At 69.6% G+C, this 18663-nt stretch carries 21 protein-coding genes; 8 read left to right on the top strand and 13 right to left on the bottom strand.

Annotated elements, in window-relative coordinates; translation table 11 throughout:
* Positions 1-16: 16 nt before the first annotated feature.
* Genes ACZ3KP_RS11135 through ACZ3KP_RS11120 form a run of 4 tightly spaced genes read left to right on the top strand, consistent with a single transcriptional unit; the run spans position 17 to position 3099 of the window.
* A complete protein-coding gene (locus tag ACZ3KP_RS11135; protein WP_467499225.1) occupies positions 17-1327 on the top strand; it encodes a helix-turn-helix domain-containing protein in 1311 nt (436 codons plus the stop codon).
* Entirely contained in the window at positions 1324-2076 is a 753-nt protein-coding gene (locus ACZ3KP_RS11130; protein WP_467498344.1) for a toll/interleukin-1 receptor domain-containing protein, read from the top strand. The genes ACZ3KP_RS11135 and ACZ3KP_RS11130 overlap by 4 nt, the downstream gene beginning before the upstream one ends.
* Entirely contained in the window at positions 2073-2660 is a 588-nt protein-coding gene (locus ACZ3KP_RS11125; RefSeq protein ID WP_467498342.1) for a hypothetical protein, read from the top strand. Before ACZ3KP_RS11130 ends, ACZ3KP_RS11125 begins: the two co-directional genes overlap by 4 nt.
* Positions 2650-3099, top strand: coding sequence for a hypothetical protein (locus tag ACZ3KP_RS11120; protein WP_467498340.1), 450 nt, complete (start codon positions 2650-2652; stop codon positions 3097-3099). Before ACZ3KP_RS11125 ends, ACZ3KP_RS11120 begins: the two co-directional genes overlap by 11 nt.
* 227 nt (positions 3100-3326) lie before the next feature.
* Here the strand turns inward: ACZ3KP_RS11120 and ACZ3KP_RS11115 are convergent, their stop codons facing one another.
* The 4 genes from ACZ3KP_RS11115 to ACZ3KP_RS11100 form a co-directional block, all read right to left on the bottom strand.
* Positions 3327-3719 carry a type II toxin-antitoxin system death-on-curing family toxin gene (locus ACZ3KP_RS11115; RefSeq protein WP_467498338.1) on the bottom strand — a complete coding sequence of 131 codons (393 nt, stop codon included), beginning with the start codon at positions 3717-3719 and terminating at the stop codon, positions 3327-3329.
* Entirely contained in the window at positions 3716-3910 is a 195-nt protein-coding gene (locus tag ACZ3KP_RS11110) for a ribbon-helix-helix protein, CopG family (protein ID WP_467498336.1), read from the bottom strand. Before ACZ3KP_RS11110 ends, ACZ3KP_RS11115 begins: the two co-directional genes overlap by 4 nt.
* Before the next feature lie 270 nt (positions 3911-4180).
* The gene (locus tag ACZ3KP_RS11105) at positions 4181-5323 is read right to left on the bottom strand and encodes an FAD-dependent oxidoreductase (protein ID WP_467498334.1); all 1143 of its coding nucleotides are present in this window, start codon (positions 5321-5323) and stop codon (positions 4181-4183) included.
* Positions 5324-5513: 190 nt separating this feature from the next.
* Positions 5514-6209: a TetR/AcrR family transcriptional regulator gene (locus ACZ3KP_RS11100; protein ID WP_467498332.1), complete on the bottom strand. Its 696-nt coding sequence runs from the start codon at positions 6207-6209 to the stop codon at positions 5514-5516.
* A gap of 157 nt (positions 6210-6366) precedes the next feature.
* On the opposite strand from ACZ3KP_RS11100, the gene ACZ3KP_RS11095 reads away from it, so the two are divergent.
* Positions 6367-6744, top strand: a complete 378-nt coding sequence (locus ACZ3KP_RS11095) for a nuclear transport factor 2 family protein (protein WP_467499223.1) — start codon at positions 6367-6369, stop codon at positions 6742-6744.
* A gap of 328 nt (positions 6745-7072) precedes the next feature.
* Here the strand turns inward: ACZ3KP_RS11095 and ACZ3KP_RS11090 are convergent, their stop codons facing one another.
* Positions 7073-8758, bottom strand: coding sequence for a ribonuclease J (locus ACZ3KP_RS11090; protein WP_467498330.1), 1686 nt, complete (start codon positions 8756-8758; stop codon positions 7073-7075).
* Between the two features lie 177 nt (positions 8759-8935).
* Between ACZ3KP_RS11090 and ACZ3KP_RS11085 the strand changes: the two genes are divergently transcribed.
* Positions 8936-9061 carry a hypothetical protein gene (locus ACZ3KP_RS11085; RefSeq protein WP_467499277.1) on the top strand — a complete coding sequence of 42 codons (126 nt, stop codon included), beginning with the start codon at positions 8936-8938 and terminating at the stop codon, positions 9059-9061.
* A 70-nt stretch (positions 9062-9131) separates the two neighbouring features.
* On the opposite strand, the gene ACZ3KP_RS11080 is transcribed toward ACZ3KP_RS11085, so the two are convergent.
* From ACZ3KP_RS11080 to ACZ3KP_RS11065, 4 genes are all read right to left on the bottom strand, one after another.
* The gene (locus ACZ3KP_RS11080; RefSeq protein ID WP_467498328.1) at positions 9132-9458 is read right to left on the bottom strand and encodes an SCO5918 family protein; all 327 of its coding nucleotides are present in this window, start codon (positions 9456-9458) and stop codon (positions 9132-9134) included.
* A gap of 26 nt (positions 9459-9484) precedes the next feature.
* On the bottom strand, positions 9485-9889 hold the full coding sequence (locus ACZ3KP_RS11075) for a CBS domain-containing protein (protein ID WP_467498326.1): 405 nt from the start codon (positions 9887-9889) through the stop codon (positions 9485-9487).
* Between the two features lie 45 nt (positions 9890-9934).
* Positions 9935-11431 carry a DEAD/DEAH box helicase gene (locus tag ACZ3KP_RS11070; RefSeq protein WP_467498324.1) on the bottom strand — a complete coding sequence of 499 codons (1497 nt, stop codon included), beginning with the start codon at positions 11429-11431 and terminating at the stop codon, positions 9935-9937.
* A gap of 314 nt (positions 11432-11745) precedes the next feature.
* Positions 11746-11949, bottom strand: a complete 204-nt coding sequence (locus ACZ3KP_RS11065) for a cold-shock protein (protein WP_014145516.1) — start codon at positions 11947-11949, stop codon at positions 11746-11748.
* A 1268-nt stretch (positions 11950-13217) separates the two neighbouring features.
* On the opposite strand from ACZ3KP_RS11065, the gene ACZ3KP_RS11060 reads away from it, so the two are divergent.
* On the top strand, positions 13218-13457 hold the full coding sequence (locus ACZ3KP_RS11060) for a hypothetical protein (protein ID WP_467498322.1): 240 nt from the start codon (positions 13218-13220) through the stop codon (positions 13455-13457).
* Positions 13458-13478: 21 nt separating this feature from the next.
* On the top strand, positions 13479-14234 hold the full coding sequence (locus tag ACZ3KP_RS11055) for an MFS transporter (RefSeq protein ID WP_467499221.1): 756 nt from the start codon (positions 13479-13481) through the stop codon (positions 14232-14234).
* Positions 14235-14906: 672 nt separating this feature from the next.
* Here ACZ3KP_RS11055 and ACZ3KP_RS11050 read toward each other — a convergent pair.
* The 4 genes from ACZ3KP_RS11050 to ACZ3KP_RS11035 all read right to left on the bottom strand — a co-directional run bounded on the left by ACZ3KP_RS11050 (position 14907) and on the right by ACZ3KP_RS11035 (position 18572).
* On the bottom strand, positions 14907-15647 hold the full coding sequence (locus tag ACZ3KP_RS11050) for an NADPH-dependent F420 reductase (protein WP_467498320.1): 741 nt from the start codon (positions 15645-15647) through the stop codon (positions 14907-14909).
* A gap of 104 nt (positions 15648-15751) precedes the next feature.
* Positions 15752-16345, bottom strand: coding sequence for a TetR/AcrR family transcriptional regulator (locus ACZ3KP_RS11045; RefSeq protein WP_467498318.1), 594 nt, complete (start codon positions 16343-16345; stop codon positions 15752-15754).
* 239 nt (positions 16346-16584) lie between these two features.
* Positions 16585-17421, bottom strand: coding sequence for a helix-turn-helix transcriptional regulator (locus tag ACZ3KP_RS11040; protein ID WP_467498316.1), 837 nt, complete (start codon positions 17419-17421; stop codon positions 16585-16587).
* Between the two features lie 401 nt (positions 17422-17822).
* Positions 17823-18572, bottom strand: coding sequence for an SDR family oxidoreductase (locus tag ACZ3KP_RS11035; RefSeq protein WP_467498314.1), 750 nt, complete (start codon positions 18570-18572; stop codon positions 17823-17825).
* Positions 18573-18663 lie beyond the last annotated feature (91 nt).

The raw sequence follows: 18663 nt of genomic DNA, 5'->3' as shown, positions 1-18663 counted from the left end.
GGCTCGGGAGGTTCCCGTGCCACATCCGCCCACATCGTTCGGCGAGGAACTGAGGAAGCGACGTCTGGAGGCCGGACTGAGCCTTACGGACCTGTCCGGTCTCGTGCACTACAGCAAGGCCCAGCTCAGCAAGGTCGAACGAGGCATCAAGGCACCCAGCCGTGATCTCGCGCGGCTGTGCGACGCCGCACTCGGTGCCGACGGGGCGCTGATCGCCCTGAGCATCCCTACCGCTGTCGATGCACCTGCCGTGTCGGCGCCAGGCCTGGTCGAGGAGGAGAACTGGATGATGCAGTTGTCACCGGACGGCCCGAACTCGTTCGGGCCCGTGGGCCGGCGTGAGGTGATGAATGCCGGTGTCGCCTCGCTGATGACCTGGAGGTCGGACGGATCGAGTCCGGGGGCCCCGGCCGCCGGCGTCAGCATGCTGGAAGCCTCACGCTCACTCTTCACGCACTACCGCAGACTCGGCCAGGCCGTGGAACCGGGCCTGCTCCTATCCGTTCTGATCGCGCAGACACACACGCTGCGGGAGCTGTCGGCGCAGAGCGACAGCGGCACCAGGCGTCGCCTGCTGGCGCTCGGTTCCCGGTACGCCGAATACGTGGGCTGGCTGGTGCAGGAGACCGGGGACGAGCGTGCGGCGCTGTGGTGGACGCAACGTGCGGTCGACCTGGCCGCCGCCGGCGGTGATCACGCACTGGCCGGTTACGCGCTGGTCCGCAGGGCGTTGGTCACGCTGTACCGGGAGGACGCCGAGCAGACGATCACGCTGGCCCGCCGGGCGCAGAGCGGCGTGCTTCCGTCACGGATCCGCGGTCTCGCCGCGCAGCGCGAAGCGCAGGGTCATGCCCTCGCCGGCGATGCCGGCGCCTGCTTTCGTGCCCTGGACCTGGCTCGTACTCTGCTCGCCCGCCGGAACGACGGTGCCGACGATCCGGTGATCGGCTCTATGCATCTCCCCGATCCGGTCGGCATGGTCACCGGCTGGTGCCTCGTCGATCTCGGGCGACCGCGCGAGGCGGGCGAGGAACTGGATCGGCAGCTCACCCAGGTCGGCACCGACGCGGTGCGCACTCAGGTGCGGTACGGCGTACGCCGCGCGCTCGCCTATGCCTCCGCCGGCGAGATCGACCACGCGTGCGCGCTGACGGAACCACTACTCCACGGCGTGACGGCGGTGCGCTCGGCGACCGTCACGACCGATCTGCGGCGGCTCGTCCGGGTGTTGGGCCGCTACCCGGACCACCCACCGGTACGCCGGCTGACACCGCGGCTCGGCATCTTGTCACGCCCAACCACCCCTCTCGAGGAGTCACCGTCGTGAGCGAGATCTTCATCAACTACCGCACCGGGGACGGGGAGAAGACTGCGGCCCTGCTCCGCCAAGGGCTGTCGCACCGCTTCGGCCCGGGACACGCGTTCCACGCGTCCCAGTCCATCGTCCCTGGCGAAAGCTGGCCCGAACGGCTTCTGACCGCGGTACGGCGCAGCTCCGTACTCCTTGCCGTCATAGGACCGGACTGGACCAACTTCCGCACGCGGCTGGCGGATCCCGAGGACTGGGTGCGCAGGGAGATCGAGGAGGCTTTCGAGTGTGAGGTCCCATTGGTCCCCGTTCTGGACGGACGCAAAACCAACCGGCTGAGCAAGGCCGATCTTCCGCCCGCCTTGCGAAGGCTTGCCGATCTCCAGTCCATCGCGTTCGACTCCGGTGACACCGACGTATGTGTCGCGCGCATCGGTGATCTGATGGCCGACATGATTCCCGGCCTCGACGACCGGTCCGGGACCGAGCCGGGGACGCCCGCGCCGGGCAGCGTGACCAATTCCATCGGGACCGTGAACGGTACAGCCGTGCAAAGCCGCGACTTCACCGGTGACGTCGGCACGGTCGTCAAGGGCGCCCACGGTCCTGTCCACACCGGGAGCGGCAACATCTACGCGCATTCACGTCACGTCTCGGGCGACCGTCACTTCTCGGGTGCCGGGATGACGTACTTCGAAGGTGACCACAACGGCCCCGTCCAGCACCGGTTCGGTGAACGGGACGGTCACGAGGACGGAGACCGGTGAAGCAGCACACCGGCACTTGGGTCCGGGACTCGGGCGTCACGGTCACGGGCTCTGGCGACGTCTACATCGGCACGCCGTTGCAGGACTCGGACAAACCAGCTTTCCGTCGATTCGCGGAGGACCAACTCCGTCGACTGCGCTATGTACTGGTCGCTCCGCCGTGCATGGGCGAGGCTCGTACCGTACTCGCCGACTCCGGCACCGTCATCCTGGACGGTGCCCCGGGCAGCGGCCGGTCGGCTGCGGCCCGCGTACTGCTGCACGAACACCACCGGGACAGTGGTGTCTTCCACGAACTCCTGCCCGGTGAGGAGGACGAGCTGTCCCTCCAGGACCCCGCTCTGGTCGGGACCGGTGATCAGTTGCTGCTGGACCTGTCCGCCGCGGACGACCACCGCTGGGCCGCGGCCCAGGCCGACCTGCCGGCGCTGCGCAAAGCCGTGCACGAGCAGCGGGCTCATCTCGTCGTGGTCATGCCGCACCGCGGCGTTCTCGACCCGGACCTGCAGTACTGTCGCGTGGTGCTCGACGAGGCGCCCGCCTCCGGCGCCCCCTTCACCCAGGAGCAGACGCGTGGACGGTGAACTGGCCGTACTCGCGGCGTCGAGCGCCGCCACACTGGTCTCCCTCATGGTCACCGACTCCTGGACATACGCCCGGGAACTCGTCGGGCGGTACCTGACCCGCACAGGCGCGGACGCCGACATGTTCGACGACCTGCAGGACGCGAGGACCCTGCTCCTCGCCGCGGACGCCACAGAACGTGAAGGGACCAGCCGCGAGATCAGCCGACGATACGGTGACCGTCTGCGCCGCCTGGCGGAAGCCGACTACGGCAGCGACGAAGCCCTACGGGCTCTACTGACCTCCTTGCTGCAGCTCTCGGCGTCCGCGGCAGGCACCTGGCGCACGGTGGACAACCGCATCAGCGGAGGAGTCCAGCACGGTCCCGTGATCCAGTCGGGTACCGTCGCCGGGCTGACCTTCCACGTGGATCACGTCCCTCGCGCGGATCGCCAATAGCGCCGGTGGCGCCGGCACAGGGGGGCATTGCGCGCACCTGGCTCAGCCAACCCGCAAGTCGTCGCCCACGACGGGAGGCGGACTCCAAGGAGCCGGACACGGCCCTAACCCGGTGCGACACCGCGGGGCACGGCCGCAGAGCAAGCGGCTTCCGTCTGCTCCCCTCGTACGTACGAGGGGAGCGCTAGCCTCGTGCTGCGCGCGCCCTGCCCTCATATCGTGGAACGTCAGGAAACGGGGAACCAAGCCGCCAGGCGCTTGGCAATGACTGGTACATCGATGTTGTCCTGCGCGACGTCCTCGACGAACGGGCCGGCAATGGAGACATGCGGCGGAACGGTAGTGGCGCTGACGCCGTTGAACCGCAGGAAGACGCGCATGGCGAGCCAGGCGGTGCGCTTGTTGCCATCGATCAGCGCGTGATTGCGGGCGACGGAGTGCAGCAGTGCCGCAGCCTTCTCGTGCAGCGTGGGATACAGCTCGACTCCGAACACGTTCGTCCGGGGCCGCTCGATCGCCGACACCAGAAGGCCCATGTCTCGCACGCTGTGCTCGGTACCGTTGACCGCGCGGGCGATGGCCAGGACTTCGTCGATCTGGAGATGGCGAACGTCCGTCACCTCAGGTAGTCCAGAATCTCGGCATCGCTGTCGATCAGCTCAGCCAGGACGTCGTCGACCTTGAGCTCGGCCCGGTTCTGAGCGTCACGGATGGCTTCAATGGCAAGTTCCTGCTTGCTGCGGCCCTCCCGGCGAGCCCGCTCGGTGAGCTTCGCGTCAAGGTCGTCGGGGAGTCGGAGTGTCATCGCCATACAGAGATGATACCAGGCCGGTATCAGACGGCACGGTCGGACCGCACCTGGCTCCGCGGAGTGTGGATCCGGACGGTGTACAGACGCCCGGAGCGTCGAACGAGCGTCGAAGCCGCTGGGCTGCGCTGCTGCGGGTGTGGGCGAGGGCGTTGCCCCAGGACAGGAGCTGGTCGAGCATCGCCGTCAGCGCGGTGCCCTGGTGGTCGCCGGGGGCGAACGTGACGCTGTCATGGATTGCTCCTGGATGCGGGGGGGCTGAGGGCGCGGGTCTCACCGGGCTGCCGGACCGGAGGTGAAGAAGGCGACCATCTGCTCCAGGCCCTTCTCGCTGAACATCGTGTCCAGGTTGGCGGCGGACTCGGCGGCGGATGCCTCGCTGCGCGGGAAGAGGGCCTCCTCGTAGGCGGCCAGGGCGGCCTCGGTGTCGCCGGGATGGGCGGCGACGGCCAGGGCGAGTTCGGCACCGTCGAGCATGGCGAGGTTGGCGCCCTCCCCGGCGAAGGGGGACATCAGATGGGCGGCGTCACCGAGCAGCGTCACGCCCGGGACGCGGTCCCAGCGATGCCCCACGGGCAGGGCATGGATACGGCGCGGGGCGATCGTGTCCGCGTCGGCGACCAGGGCGCGCAGACTCTCGTCCCAGCCCTCGAAGTGGGCGAGGACCGCGACCTTGGCGGCTTCCTGGTCGGTGAAGTCGACCGTGTCCAGCCAGCCTTCGGCGGCCTTGAGCGCGGTGTAGACGTGGAGACTGCCGTCGCTCTCCCGGTGCGCGAGGACCCCGCGCTCGTGGCCCAGGGCGATGAAGAACCCGCCGCCGATGACCGCGGCGCTGCGCGGGTGGCGGGTGTCGGCGTCGGACAGGTCGGTCTCGACGAAGGAGATGCCGGTGTAGGCGGGCCAGGCGCTGGAGACCAGTGGCCTGATCCGGGACCAGGCGCCGTCCGCGCCGATCAGGAGATCGGTGGTGATGGCCGAGCCGTCGGCGAACGTCACCTCGTGGCGCCCGTCGCCCAGCCGCCGGGCCCCGGTGACCTTGTGGCCCCAGTGGATCGTGCCGTCGGGCAGGGATCCCAGCAGCAGGTCCCGCAGGTCGCCGCGGTCCACCTCCGGCCGGCCGCCGGTGCCGTCGTCCTCCTCGGCCACGTGCACCGTGCCGTCGGGGCCGAGCAGGCGCATGGCCTGACCGCCCTCGTGGACGATCTTGAGGAAGTCGTCGTGGAGGCCGGCGGCGTGCAGGGCCTTCTGCCCGTCGACCTCGTGGATGTCGAGCATCCCGCCCTGCGTACGGGCCGCCGCCGACGCCTCCAGCTCGAAGATCGCCGACTCGATGCCGTTGACGTGCAGGACGCGGGCGGCGGTCAGGCCACCAAGGCCCGCGCCGATGATCGCTGTCGGGAAATGGGTGGTGTTCACGGGGCCTCCGAAAGCAGTAGGGGGAAACACCTGGGCGGCGTGACGGGCGGCAAGGGATGCCTCGGCCGCCCCCTCAACATAACGAACATGTTCGTTGCGAACAAGTTCGCCCGAGGCTGCGCGGAAGGCGGAGAAGACGTGCGCCCCCCAGCCCGCCTCCGCCGCCGGGGCGGCCCGCTCGGCCCCGGGCTCAGTCCCCCGCGCCCGGAACAGGTGTGTGCGTGATGCCGTTGACGAGGACGTCGAAGCTCCAGCGCATCCTGTCCGGCACCGAGCCGCCGATCAGGGCGGGCATGTGCGCGGCGATCGCCGGATGCGTGGTGGCGTCCACGGCGTGCAGGGCACGCACGGTGGCGTTCCAGTCGTCCTCGGAGGAGGGGTCGTGCTCGCGCGTCGAGTGCTCGGCGGCGGTGGCCGTCGCGTCCTGGAGCAGTTTGTCCACCCCCCAGGCGACCTGCTCGCGGCCGGCGCCGCTCTGCGCAAGGAGGTCGAGGATGCGCTCCACCAGGCGCAGGTAGTTCTCGCCGCTCGGACGGGCGACGAGCGTGGCCCGGGCGAGCTGCGGGTGCTCGAACAGCACCTGGGTGTACGACGTCATGACGGCGCGGAGCTGCTCGCGCCAGCCCTCACCGCCGTCCCGTCCGGTCAGGTCGACCTCGCCGAGCAGGGAATCCAGCACCGCTGCGTGCAGCTCGGCGGTGTTGGCGACGTAGACGTACAGCGACGCCGGACCGGTGTCCAGCTCCTGCGCCAGGCGGCGCATCGTGACCTTCCCCAGCCCCTCCGCCCGCATGATCCGCACGGCGGTGTCCACGATCCAGCGCCGGGACAGAGCGGGCTTCGCCGGACGCTCACGGCGGCTGATCGGCTCTCTTCTCGCAGTCATAACCCGATCGTAACGAACGTGTTCGAAGTGTCGTCGCCCGATGAGTGACGCGGAGCACCGGTTCCTGCTGCGGCAGGTCCGGCCTGGAACATGGATATTCGAGTGGGCCAGGGCCGCCGTTGAGGGCCGTGCACCCGACCACTGGTATTACTGGGGCATGCAGGAAGAGACGGCACGCTCCGCGATCGACACGTTCATCTCCGCGTTCAACGCCTCGGACGAGAACTATGTGACTGCCCTGCTCTCCCAGGCCCTGACCACAGACGTGGTCTTCTGGGGACCGTTGGGTCGCAGCGAAGGAATCGCGGCGGTCGAGCGGTTCGTACTGGACATCCGGCGCCACCCGGCGGGGACCGGCACGATGGTGCGCTGCTCGGCGGTGGACATGCCTGACGAGTGGGCCCGGTACCAGTGGGTCTTCACCACACCGGACGGAGGCCCCCGCCTGGCGGGAACGGACGTCGTCCACCTGCGGCGGAGCCTCATCGACCAGGTCATCGTCTTCGCGGGGGACATCGAGCCGCACGCCTCCTGAGTCGTCCTCCTGTCCGCCCTTCTCGCTGCGGAGGCGGGCGCGTTCCTCGCGTGGGGCGGCAAGTACGTCGGGGTGGCGGGCACTTCAGCGCGGCCGGCGTGTTCGCGGCGCCTTTTCTGCGGCGGTTGACGCCCCGGAGGCGGTCGACGCCGATGGAGCAGCAGCCGTGGAAGCAGCGCACCCCGTGAGTGCGGTGGCAGGTGGCCGGCACGCGGCCGGGAGGGTCCCGGTCGGGGAAGCGGGTGACGCCGCGGCGGTCGAGCAGACCGCGTAACGCCTCGCGGCCCCTGCGGATCACCCGGCCGTGGACTTTCTGCCGGGCTGTTGCTCAGGCGTCGATGATGACGGGGATGATGAGGGGCTTGCGGCGGTGGGTGCGGAACGCCCAGTTCGCCACGGCGCGGGCGAGGAGCTGTTCGAGTTGGCGGGCGTCCCCGACGCCTTCCTCGGCCGCGGTGGCCAGGGTCTTCTCGATGACGGGGATGACCGGCTCGAAGGTGGTGTCGTCGTGGACGAAGCCCCGGGCCAGGAAGTCGGGGGCCTCGGCGAGGGCGCCGGTGTCCGCGTCGACGATCGCCACCACCGTGACCACGCCTTCGGCGGCGAGGGTGAGGCGGTCCTTGAGAGAGGCTTCGGTGGCTCCGCCGACTTCCATGCCGTCCACATAGACGTTGCCGGCGGGGACCTTGCCGGTGATGGACGCGCGCCCGTCGACCAGGTCGACGACGACGCCGTCCTCGGCGATGACGACCCGCTCGGGGTCGACACCGGTACGGATGGCGAGGTCGGCGTTGGCCCGCAGGTGGCGCCATTCGCCGTGCACGGGCATGACGTTGCGGGGCTTGACGATGTTGTAGCAGTAGACGAGTTCGCCGGCGCTGGCGTGCCCGGAGACGTGCACCTTGGCGTTGCCCTTGTGGACGACGTGGGCGCCCCACCGGGTGAGTCCGTTGATCACACGGTAGATGGCGTTCTCGTTACCGGGGATGAGGGAGCTGGCGAGCAGGACGGTATCGCCCTCGCCGATACGGATCACGTGGTCGCGGTTGGCCATCCGTGACAGCGCGGCCATCGGTTCGCCCTGGGAGCCGGTGCACACCAGAGTGATCTTGTGGTCCGGGAGCTTCTCCAGCTCCTTCGTGCTCACGACCAGACCGGAGGGAACCTTCAGATAGCCCAGGTCACGGGCGATGCCCATGTTGCGGACCATCGACCGGCCGACGAAGGCGACCTTGCGGCCGTGCTGGTGGGCGGCGTCCAGGACCTGCTGGATGCGGTGCACATGGCTGGCGAAGCTGGAGACGATGACCCTGCGCGGCGCGGTGCGCATCACCTGCTCGATCGCCGGGTTCAGCTCTCGCTCGGAGGTGGTGAAGCCGGGTACTTCGGCGTTGGTGGAGTCGGTGAGGAACAGGTCCACGCCCTCCTCGCCGAGGCGGGCGAAGGCGCGCAGATCGGTGATGCGGTCGTCGAGAGGGAACTGGTCCATCTTGAAGTCGCCGGTGTGCAGCACCATCCCGGCCTGGGTGCGGATCGCGACCGCGAGGCTGTCGGGGATGGAGTGGTTGACCGCCACGAACTCGCAGTCGAAGGGCCCGAAGCCACGCCGGTCGCCCTCCCGCACCCGCGCCGTGCGCGGCCGGATGCCGTGTTCCTTGAGTTTGGCCTCCAGGAACGCCAGCGTCAGCTTGGAGCCGACGACGGGAATGTCGGACCGCTCGCGCAGCAGGTACGGCACGCCACCGATGTGGTCCTCGTGGCCATGAGTGAGTACCACGGCCACGATGTCGTCCAGCCGGTCCCGGATCGAGGTGAAGTCCGGCAGGATCACATCCACCCCGGGCTGGGTCTCCTCGGGGAACAGCACCCCGCAGTCGACGATCAGCAGCTTGCCCGCGTGCTCGAAGACGGTCATGTTGCGGCCGATCTCACCCAGGCCGCCCAGGGCGATGACCCGCAGCCCTCCTTCGGGAAGGGGCGGTGCGGCTTTCAGTTCGGGGTGCGGATGACTCATACCCTGACGGTACCCGGAGAGCGGGACAGGGTGATCCACTACCTCGATCTCTTCCACCCGACAGGGTGGGGGCACCTGGCCGGTTGTCGTGGCGGCCGGCCTCCGCGGCCTCCCGGTGCGCCTCGTCGCTGGGCCGGCTGATCGGCGATCACGGCGTCCGTGAAGGCGCGCTGCCCCGTGACTCCACGTCGCCCGGACCTGCAGGGCGTCGTGGGAGTGCCGGAGACGGGCGGGATGTACCGCGTTGTGATCGAGCACGTCAGTGCCTGGACCGTGGGCGACTTCAGCTACTCCGGCCACTGACCCACCAGCACACGACACCCGGTGAGAGCCGCCCGGCACACGCCGGTCGGGCCTCACTGCTCGGTTCGGCTCACACCTGTCCGTATGTCAGGCGAACCGGAGGAGCACCGAGCGCCGCGGACGCCCGCTGGTACGGGCCGGCCATGGGCGCGGTAGCGGCGACGGGGCGGGTGCGGCAGGTGAAGCCGAGTTGCGTCATGGCCCTGAGGACTTCGCCGGTGCTGAAATCACGGCGGTCCTGGCGGGTGACGACCTCGCCGACCTGCTTGGCGGGGTAGTGGCGTCGTCCGATGATGACAAACTCACCGGTGACCGGCTCGGGTCTGACGCCCTTCATCGATTCCACCACGCCGCTCTTGGTCAGCTCGAACGGGAAGCGGGCGATGACACAGCGCATGGTGCCTCCAGGGAGACGAGGGCGGTTCAGCGGGAGAGGGCGAGGGCGCTCAGAGCGTTGCCGTGTTCGTCGGCCACGGGTGCGGCCCCGAGCCGGCGGCAGCGCACCGCACGTTCGGCTTCGGCCCCAGTGGTCAGCGGTGGGGCGAAGGGCCCGATGACGTCGGCGACGTCCCGCAGGCGGATCCGGTCCGTGTATCCGGAGCCGTCACGAACGGCCGTGAGCCCGGCCCGGGTGACCAGGCCGGTGCGCAGACCGTCCTCGTCGCAGACCGCCAGATGACCCGTACGGGCGGCGGTCATCACGGACAGTGCCACCTCCACGGTCATGTCCTCCCAGACCTGCGGTCCGGCCGTGTCCATGGTGTCGGCCACCGTGCCGTGCGCGGGGAGGGCGCTCGCCGGGCGGAAATGCGTCTGGTCCAGCGTCAAAGGGTGCCTCCTGCGGAGTTGGCGGGCTTCCTGGTCACGAAGGTTCTATGCAGCCGCACCCGTGGTGGACTGCCGTACGGGCGCACGGCGGGCCGCCGCGACGGGGCGGCGTCGGCCGCGTGAGGTGGCGCCGCGCTTCTTGGGGCGTTCGACCACCGGTGCGGTGATGACGACCGGGATGCCGGAGGGTGCCTGGGCGCCGGTGATGCGGTGCAGGGCCTCTTCGCCCGCGCGGACCGGGGTGGTCTGCGGGACGATGCCGGCCGCTGCCATGAGTCGAGTCAGGGCGCGGCGCTGGTTGGGGGTGGCCAGGGTGACGACGCTGCCGGACTCTCCTGCGCGGGCGGTACGGCCGCCACGGTGGAGGTAGTCCTTGTGGTCGGTCGGAGGGTCGACGTTGACGACGAGGTCGAGGTTGTCGACGTGGATGCCGCGCGCCGCAACATTGGTCGCCACCAGTACGTTGACGTGCCCGCTCTTGAACTGTGCCAGCGTGCGGGTGCGCTGCGGCTGCGACTTCCCGCCGTGCAGGGCGGCAGCCCGTACCCCGCTGTTCAGGAGGTGCTCGGTGAGGCCGTCGACGGCGTGCTTGGTGTCGAGGAACATGATCACGCGGCCGTCGCGTGCGGCGATCTGGGTGGTGGCCCTGCGCTTGTCGGCGCCGTGAACGTGGAGCACGTGGTGCTCCATCGTCGTGACCGCGCCGGCCGAGGGGTCGACAGAGTGCACGACGGGGTCGCTGAGGTAGCGGCGCACGAGCAGGTCGACGTTGCGGTCGAGAGTGGCGGAGAACAGCATGCGCTGCCCTTCGGGGCGGACCTGGTCGAGGAGGGCGGTGACCTGCGGCATGAAGCCCATGTCGGCCATCTGGTCGGCCTCGTCGAGGACGGTGACGGAAACCTGGTTCAGCCGGCACTCGCCACGGTCGATGAGGTCTTTGAGGCGTCCCGGCGTGGCGACGACGACCTCGGCGCCACCGCGCAGCGCGCTCGCCTGCCTGCCGATCGGCATTCCGCCCACCAGTGTGGCCAGCCGCAGCCGCACGGAGCGGGCGTACGGGGCGAGCGCGTCGGTGACCTGCTGCGCCAGTTCACGCGTGGGTACGAGGATCAGTCCGAGCGGCTGCCTGGCCTCGGCGCGCTGCCCGGCCGTGCGGGCCAGCAGCGCCAGCCCGAAAGCGAGGGTCTTGCCGGAGCCGGTGCGGCCACGGCCCAGCACGTCCCGGCCCGCGAGGGAATTCGGCAGGGTCGCGGCCTGGATCGGGAAGGGCACGGTCACGCCTTGGGAGCCGAGCGCAGCCAGCAGTGCCCCGGGCATGTCGAGATCGGCGAAGCGCTCTGCGGCGGGAAGCGCGGGTGTGATCGTCGTGGGCAGCGCGAACTCCTCCTGGACCGCGGCGGGCCCGCGGCCGTGACCACCGGAGCGGCTCGGGCCGCCGGAGCGGCTCCTGGCCGCCGAGCCGGATCGGCTGCCGCCCCTGCCGGAGTCGGTACTGCCGTTACGGGTGCGGGCGAAGCGGTCGTTCGTGCGTGTGCGGTTCATGCGGAACCTTCCTCGATACGGCACATATCAAGGAATTCCCGGAGCAATGAGCAGCAGAGAGAATTGCAAGAATGGACCGATGGGATGCGAGAGCGCACCTGACCGACGGAAGATCCGTGCGGGCACAGGCGCTGAAATGAGTGGCTATGAAGCCCATGAAGGCATGCGTGCACCCCTGAAGGATGCTCCGTATGCGGTGGGCCTACGGGTTTACTACTTGTCGTCCGCAGGCGAGACCACCGGGAAAATGCGAGCAGCTGGGGCCCGCACCCCGAAGGACGCGGGCCCCAGCTGCAAGTACGCGACAGTCGGCGTCAGGCGAGAACGATGTTCTCGGCCGTCGGGCCCTTCTGGCCCTGAGCGATGTCGAAGGTCACCTTCTGGCCCTCCAGCAGCTCGCGGAAACCCTGGGCGGCGATGTTCGAGTAGTGGGCGAACACATCGGCGCCGCCACCGTCCTGCTCGATGAAGCCGAAGCCCTTTTCCGCGTTGAACCACTTCACGGTGCCAGCAGCCATGTCATTTCTCCTTTGGGGCAGTGCATCGGGATCCGCACTGCGCGGACCCCGTGTCGCCGCGATGATCAGCCCGTCCGGAAAAAGACCGGATAACAAAAGCGCTTCCAACGGCACAGGCGCCGCCCGGAGGACACTTGGAGTTTTGGGAACCACAACTGCAACTGAGATCGACAGTAGCACGCCGCAGCGGCCTATGTACGGCGAAGAATCCCACTCCACTTAAAGCGACAGAGAATCTGTCTGCCCGTTCCGTCGAAATCTCAGCTCGCGAGCACAGATATTTGCCCAGCCGGAGCATGACGTTTCAGGGGGCATGGGCGGCCGGATCGAAGACGGATGCGTCGGGCGGTCGGATGTGCCGCCGCCCAGGTGGTACCGAGTGTGCGTATCCAGCCGGTGTCCATCGTGTCCTGCAACCGGAGGGGAGGCGGTCTTCCTCGTCGAGCGTCAGAACTGCCCGGCGCGGACCCGGATCCTGAGAGTCAGGAAATCAGCAGGTCAGAGCCCCTTCGCAGCGGGCTCCAGGATCGCCACGCACTCCACATGGTGGGTCATCGGAAAGACGTCAGAAGCAGGACGTCCTGGCGAATTCGCAGGTCAGCTGCGATTTGTAGCTCCATCGAAGGACCCCACGGACGCCCAGAGCGTCAAACGAGCGTCAAGACCGAGGAAGGAGCTGGCCTCCGCGCGACGAGGCCCAGCCAGCGGCAGGCGCTCCCGCCGCCCCGCAGCCGTCGGCCCACCTCCCCGTGACTACGACCCGCCGAAGGCCGTGGAGTGAGGAACCTACCGCTCCTTATGCCCGGACCTCACGGCGTCGGACGTCGAGAGAGTGGGAACCAGGCCGACAGTCGCTTTGCGATGACCGGTACGTCGACGTTGCCCTGCGCGACTTCCTCCACGAACGTGACCGGCGTCTCGGCCATCCGCCCCGGTGGCCATCCGCGCCGGATCGCCGCCCTGCCCGCCGACGGGCTGCCCAACGACCTCGCCCTCGACAAGCGCACACAGAAGCTCTACGTCACCAGCTCTACGTCACCGACTCCGTCCACGGCGTCATTTACCGCCTGCCCGCCCGCGGCGGCGGCGGCGAGGCCACCGTCTGGGCCCGCGGCGAGGCGCTCGAACCCAGCACCTTCGCCGGTGCCAACGGCCTGAAACTCCACAACGGAGCCGTCTGGGCCACCAACCTCGACAAAGGCACCGTCCTGTGCACTCCGGTCACCGCGCACGGCGCCGCGGGCAGGATCCAGGTGCACGCCACCGGTATGCCCTCCATCGACGACTTCGCCTTCACCGGCCGCGGCGACACCCTCCTCGCCACCCGCGACGACAACCAGGTCGACCTCGTCCGTCCCGACGGCACCCACACCGCGGTCCTCACGGCCGCCGACGGTCTCCAGACCCCGACCTCCGTCGCGGTCCACGACCACATGGTCTACGTCCCCAGCGCCGCGTACCTCACGAATGAGGACCCCCACCTCCTCGTCGCCCGCCTCGACCGCTGACACGGCGGTACCGGTCAACCCCTGCTCAGGCTGACCTCCTGGCGCGGCGTGTTCGTCACCCTCACGCTCCTGGGGCTGGCCATCCAGGCGGCCACTGCCGCTGTGCTGCCCGAGACCCTGCCACGTCCGGAGCGGCGACACGGCGGGCTCCCGGCAACCCTGCGCACCATGCGCGAGCTGGTGGACGACCGCTCCTTCACCGGTTACCTGCTCACCGGCAGCCTCGGCTTCGCCGCCCTGTTCGCCTACATCTCCGGCTCCTCCTTCACCCTCCAGGAGGTCTACGGCGCCTCCCCGCGGACGTACAGCCTGCTCTTCGGCCTCAACTCGCTCGGCATGGTCGCCACCGGGCAGCTCAACGGCAATCTCCTGCTCGGCCGCTTCCCCTCGCACCGTGTGCTGGCCACCGGCCTGGCCGTGCTCGCCGCCGCGGGCGTGGCCTTGGCGCTCCTGGTCACCGCCACGCACGCGGGTCTGCCGTGGATCACGGTCGCGCTCTTCTTCACCGCCTGTCCGGTCGGCATGATCCTGCCCACCACCACGGCCCTGTCCCTGCAGCGCACCCCGCACGCGGCGGGCAGTGCCTCCGCGCTTCTGGGCACCACCCAGTTCCTCATGGGTGCCCTCGCCCTGGCCCTCACCGGTCTCGGGGGGCAGTCCACCGGCCTCCCCATGGCGACGTCGGTGCTCGGCCTCGCCGTGGCCGCGGCCGCGGCCGGATGCTTCCTTGCGCTGTGCCGTCCCTGGCAGGCCGGTCCCGATCCGCTGGCGCGGTGAGCCCGGTTTCGGTCCGGCAACCTCCACTGCCCTGACGCCTCATCAGAGCGAGCGTCATCTGAGCGTCGAGATTGCTGGCGCCGTCCGGGCCGAGGCCGGCAAGACCATTCCCGCCGATCCGGCAGCGGCCCCGGACATGCCAGGTCGGACGGCCCCGGCGAGCCGAGCAGACACCCCACGTCATGGGCTTCGGGAAACAGGTCGAGCACCACCGACCTCATCTGAAAAACTCAAGAAAGTCGCAGCTCAGAGCCCCTTCGCAGCAGGCTCGGGCCGTCTGTGCATCTTCCAGGACGCCGCGGATGTCCGCAGGGGACAGGGGGTGGGCAGGAACTGCCGGGGGGAGCGGCGGGAGCGTGCGATGTCGGTGAAGGGTGATGCGGTGCCGGGCAAGGCGATTCCTCTCCGGCGCGCGCAGTCACCGCCACGGAGGCCGCGGCACAGCGCGGTACGGCAGGCCGTGCGACGAGGCAGCTGACGTAAGGGCCGGACGCGGGACGCACCCTTCGCGGGTACCGGCAGGCATGCGGATGCTCGCAGGCAGCGGAGTGCTGAGACCGCAGGTCGCAGCGTGGGGGACTGCGCGCCTCTCGTGTTCGTCGTGTGTGTTCGTGGGCTGCCGAACGCCGCCGCTCTTGTGCGGTTGCGTGCGCGAGAGTCGTGTCGGGTGTCTCAGCGGTGGGCGGCGCGGTTCATTTCGACGACGTCGTCGACGGTGGGGTTGGCCGGGAGGGCGGCGAAGCGTTCCGGGAGGCTGTCGCGGATGGCCGCGTCCTTGACACGGTCGGCCGCGGCCAGGGCTGCGGGCAGCTCGTCGAGGGTCAGCTCGGTGCAGTAGGCGGGGCTGTTGGGCTGCTGGCGCCAGGAGTCGGCCAGCGTGCCGGCGTCGTAGGGGTCGAAGCCGGTGTCGTCCACCAGGCTCATGGCCACCTTTCGCGCCTCCTCGGAGTCGCCGGCGACGGGGATGGCGAGGCGGCCGGGCGTTCCGGCCGGAACGCCCTTGGTCCGCTGGGTTTCGGCCAGCGCGGCGTTCCACGCCTTGACCACGGGGCGGCCGAGCAGCTCGGCGGTGTACACGCTCTCCACCTGGCCGTTGTCCACCGCCTCGATCGGCTCGCTGAGCATGCCGGGGTAGTAGTTCGAGGTGTCGATGACCACCGTCTCGTCGGGCACCGACGCGAACAGGTCCGCCAGCTGGCCCGCCACCCCGAACGGGATCGACAGGACGATGACGTCCCGGCCCTGGACGGCGGCGTCGGCGAGCTCCACCGCGCGGGCCCCGGACTCCAGCACCTCGGCCCGGACGGCCTCGGGGCCGCGGGCGTCGGCCACCTGGACGTCGTGACCGGCCGTGCTGAGCTTGGCAGCGAGGTTCCCACCGATGGAGCCAGCGCCTATGACAGTAATTTTCATGATTTGTTCCTTAGGAGGTTGTGCCGCCCTGGGGGCAGCACAATGTGATGGATGGGTGGTGGTGCCGCCTGGCGTTGCGGGGGCGCAGCGGGGTGCCCGGCGATTTACGCCTGGGTGTCCTGCTGGCGGTAGCCGCTCGCGATGAGCGTGCGGAGCCGATCGAGCGACTCCTCCTCGGTACCGGTGCCCTTGATCCAGGCAACGGAACAGGCCGCGAGAAACAGGTCGTGCCCCCGCACCGACGCGCGCACGCGCCCCGCGAGCTGCGCGGCTCGCACGTATCGATCGGTGGCGGAGATGAGGATGTCGCAGGGAATCGTGAGCGGGTTGTCCGGCTCCTGCGCCCGGGCCGCGGCCATGAGCGGATCCGGCAGCCCGCTGAAGGCGCTGAAGTACTCCTCCATCGCCCGCAGCCACTGCTCCAGCGCCTCGGCCGGGTCACCGAGCTGCTCGATGTCCGCGCGGCGGGCCACCAGCTCCTCGGAGCGCGTCTGCAGCACGGCCGCCAGCAGCGCCTCCCGGGTGGGGAAGTGCCGGTACAGGGTGGCGGGCCCGACGCCCGCCTCCTTGGCCACCGCCTCGAGGGAGGTGCCGACCCCGTGCTGCAGGAAGTGACGCTGTGCGGTCTCCAGGAGGGCTGCGCGGTTGCGCTGGACGTCCGCGCGGGGCCTGCGTTCCCGCTGTGCACCGGCGCTCATGCGCCCTCCTGCCTGCCGTGATCCTGCGGCCGCACCAAAACGGATGCTGCCTCCGTACTTAGTCGAGAGTAAAACGGAGGCAGACTCCGGTCAAATGGGCGGCTTGAGCGCGGAGCCCGGACACCGCAGAAGGCCGGCACATTGAGCAGCCGTAGAGCGCGGGAGCCGTGCGGGCTGCACCATTCCAGGGACTCCTGTCCCGTCTCTCCAGCGCGGAGCCCGGTTCTCGGTCCAGGACGTCAGGGGGTGAGCTGCTGGTGTCCGATGACGGAGAGCAGTTCGAGTTTGCTGTGGCTGTCCGTGCCGGGGCGGGTGGTGAGCACCACCAGGGTCTGAGCGCGGTTCTCGGTGTACAGGAGCTGGGCGTCGACGTCGATGCGGCCGAGTTCGGGATGGAGGAGGGTTTTGCAGTCGCCGTAGCGGGCGACTTCCTGAAGTTCCCACATGCGGACGAACTCGGCGCTGTGTTCCTGGAGTTCGGCGAGGATCCGGGCGGCTCGAGGGGTGTCGCTGCCGGCTGTCAGCGCGGCCCGCAGGCGTGCCGCCTGGGCGCGGCCGTGGCTTTCGTGGGTCTCCTCGGGGTACACCAGACGTTCGGCCGGGTCCATGAACCAGCGGTAGTAGCCGCTACTGGCCAGACCGGTGTGGCGGGTCTGGTCGCCGAGCAGCGCGACGGCCAACGGGTTCATCGCGAGGGTGTCGGACAGGTCGGTCGTTACCAGGGCCGGGGAGTCGTCCAGGCGGTCCAGGACCCGCAGCAGCGTCGGGCTGACATGCTCCGAGCGCAGAAAGCGGGCCGGGGCGTTGTGGCCGATGAGGGCGAAGAGATGGTCGCATTCATCCAGGGACAGCCGCAGCGCTCGAGCGAGAGCCGTGGTGATCTGGACGGAGGGCTGCGGGGCGCGCTGCTGTTCCAGCCGGGCGTAGTAGTCGGTGGACATACCGGCGAGCTGCGCGACCTCCTCGCGGCGCAGCCCCCGCGTACGCCTGCGCGCACCCTCGACCAGCCCGACATCACGAGGCCGCAGCGCCTCACGCCGGTGGCGCAGGAATTCCGCCAGTTCCTTCTTGTCCATGCCCCCCATCCTCGCCGCATCCCGCCCGGCTATCCAGAGACCGCCGATCCATGGCTGAGCCCTCCCCTCCCACTCCTGTGTAGGCGCCTCTACGGCCGCGCCGAGGGCGCTCGCGGCGAGACGACCCGACGATCACCTGCACCTGCGTGACCCGCTGGGAAATGCGCCGGCTGTCGGCGGTACGCCGCAGGCCGTCGGCATGGAAGACCGCCCGCCGCGACGGTCCTCCGTCGCGGATACCCAACGCTTTGGACCCAGCGCCTTGACCGGCCCCGGGCCTCGTCGCCGGTTCCGCGTCTTCGGTGAGAACCTCCCCGAGGCGGGTCCAGCTCGCGTTCGTCCATGATGTGGCCCAACAGGACCCACCCGCGTGCTGTTGTTCGGCGTCTGTCACAGGTCGGTCAGCTGCCGCTGATCATGGCGAGGACGTCGTCGTAGGAGCCGTTGGCCTGAGCGTCGCGGATGAACCTGGCGCGCTCGACGACCAACTCCTTCGCATCCGGCTTCTCCCGCAGCAGGTCGAGAGCCTCGGTGAGGAAGTCGTCCAGCGGCATGGACTGCTCGTTGTCCTGCTGGCCCATCAGGGTCGTGCGCACAGCCGGCGGGACCACCTCGATCACCTGGACGTCGGCCTCAGCGCCGGCGAGCTGGATGCGCAGGCTCTCGGAGAAGGAGTGCAGCGCGGCCTTGGTCGCGCTGTAGGTCGGCGTGATCGGGAACGGTACGAACGCCAGCGCGGAGGTGACGTTCATGACGACCGCGTCGTCCTTGCCCACCAGGAGGGGCAGGAAGGCGTACGTCATCCGGATCGTGCCGAGCAGATTGGTCGCGACGTGATCCTCGGCGACCTGGAGTCCGGCCGGGTCGAGGACGCTCTCCAGCATCTGAATGCCTGCGTTGTTGACCAGGACGTTCAGTCCCGGGTGGCTCGCCGCCACGGTCTGACGGGCCCGGGCGATCGAGTCGGGGTCCGCGATGTCGAGGACGAGCGCGTCGATGCCGGGGTGCTCGGCCGTGACGTCGTCGAGGAGTTCCTTGCGCCGGCCGGCGACGATCACCTTGTTTCCGGCCTCATGCAGACGACGGGCCAGACCGAGGCCGATGCCCGAGGTTCCGCCGGTGATCAGGATCGTGTTGCCGGTCATCTTCATGGGGACTTGCTCCTTCGGTACGGCGGGCCGGTGAGCGCCCGCAGCCTCGACCGTAGAGACGCCCGCGCAGCGGTGGGAGAGGACGGTTTAT

Source organism: Streptomyces sp. NPDC020958, from assembly GCF_055562175.1.
Note: the sequence above shows the minus strand (reverse complement) of the source record. Positions and strands in the feature narration are given on the sequence as shown.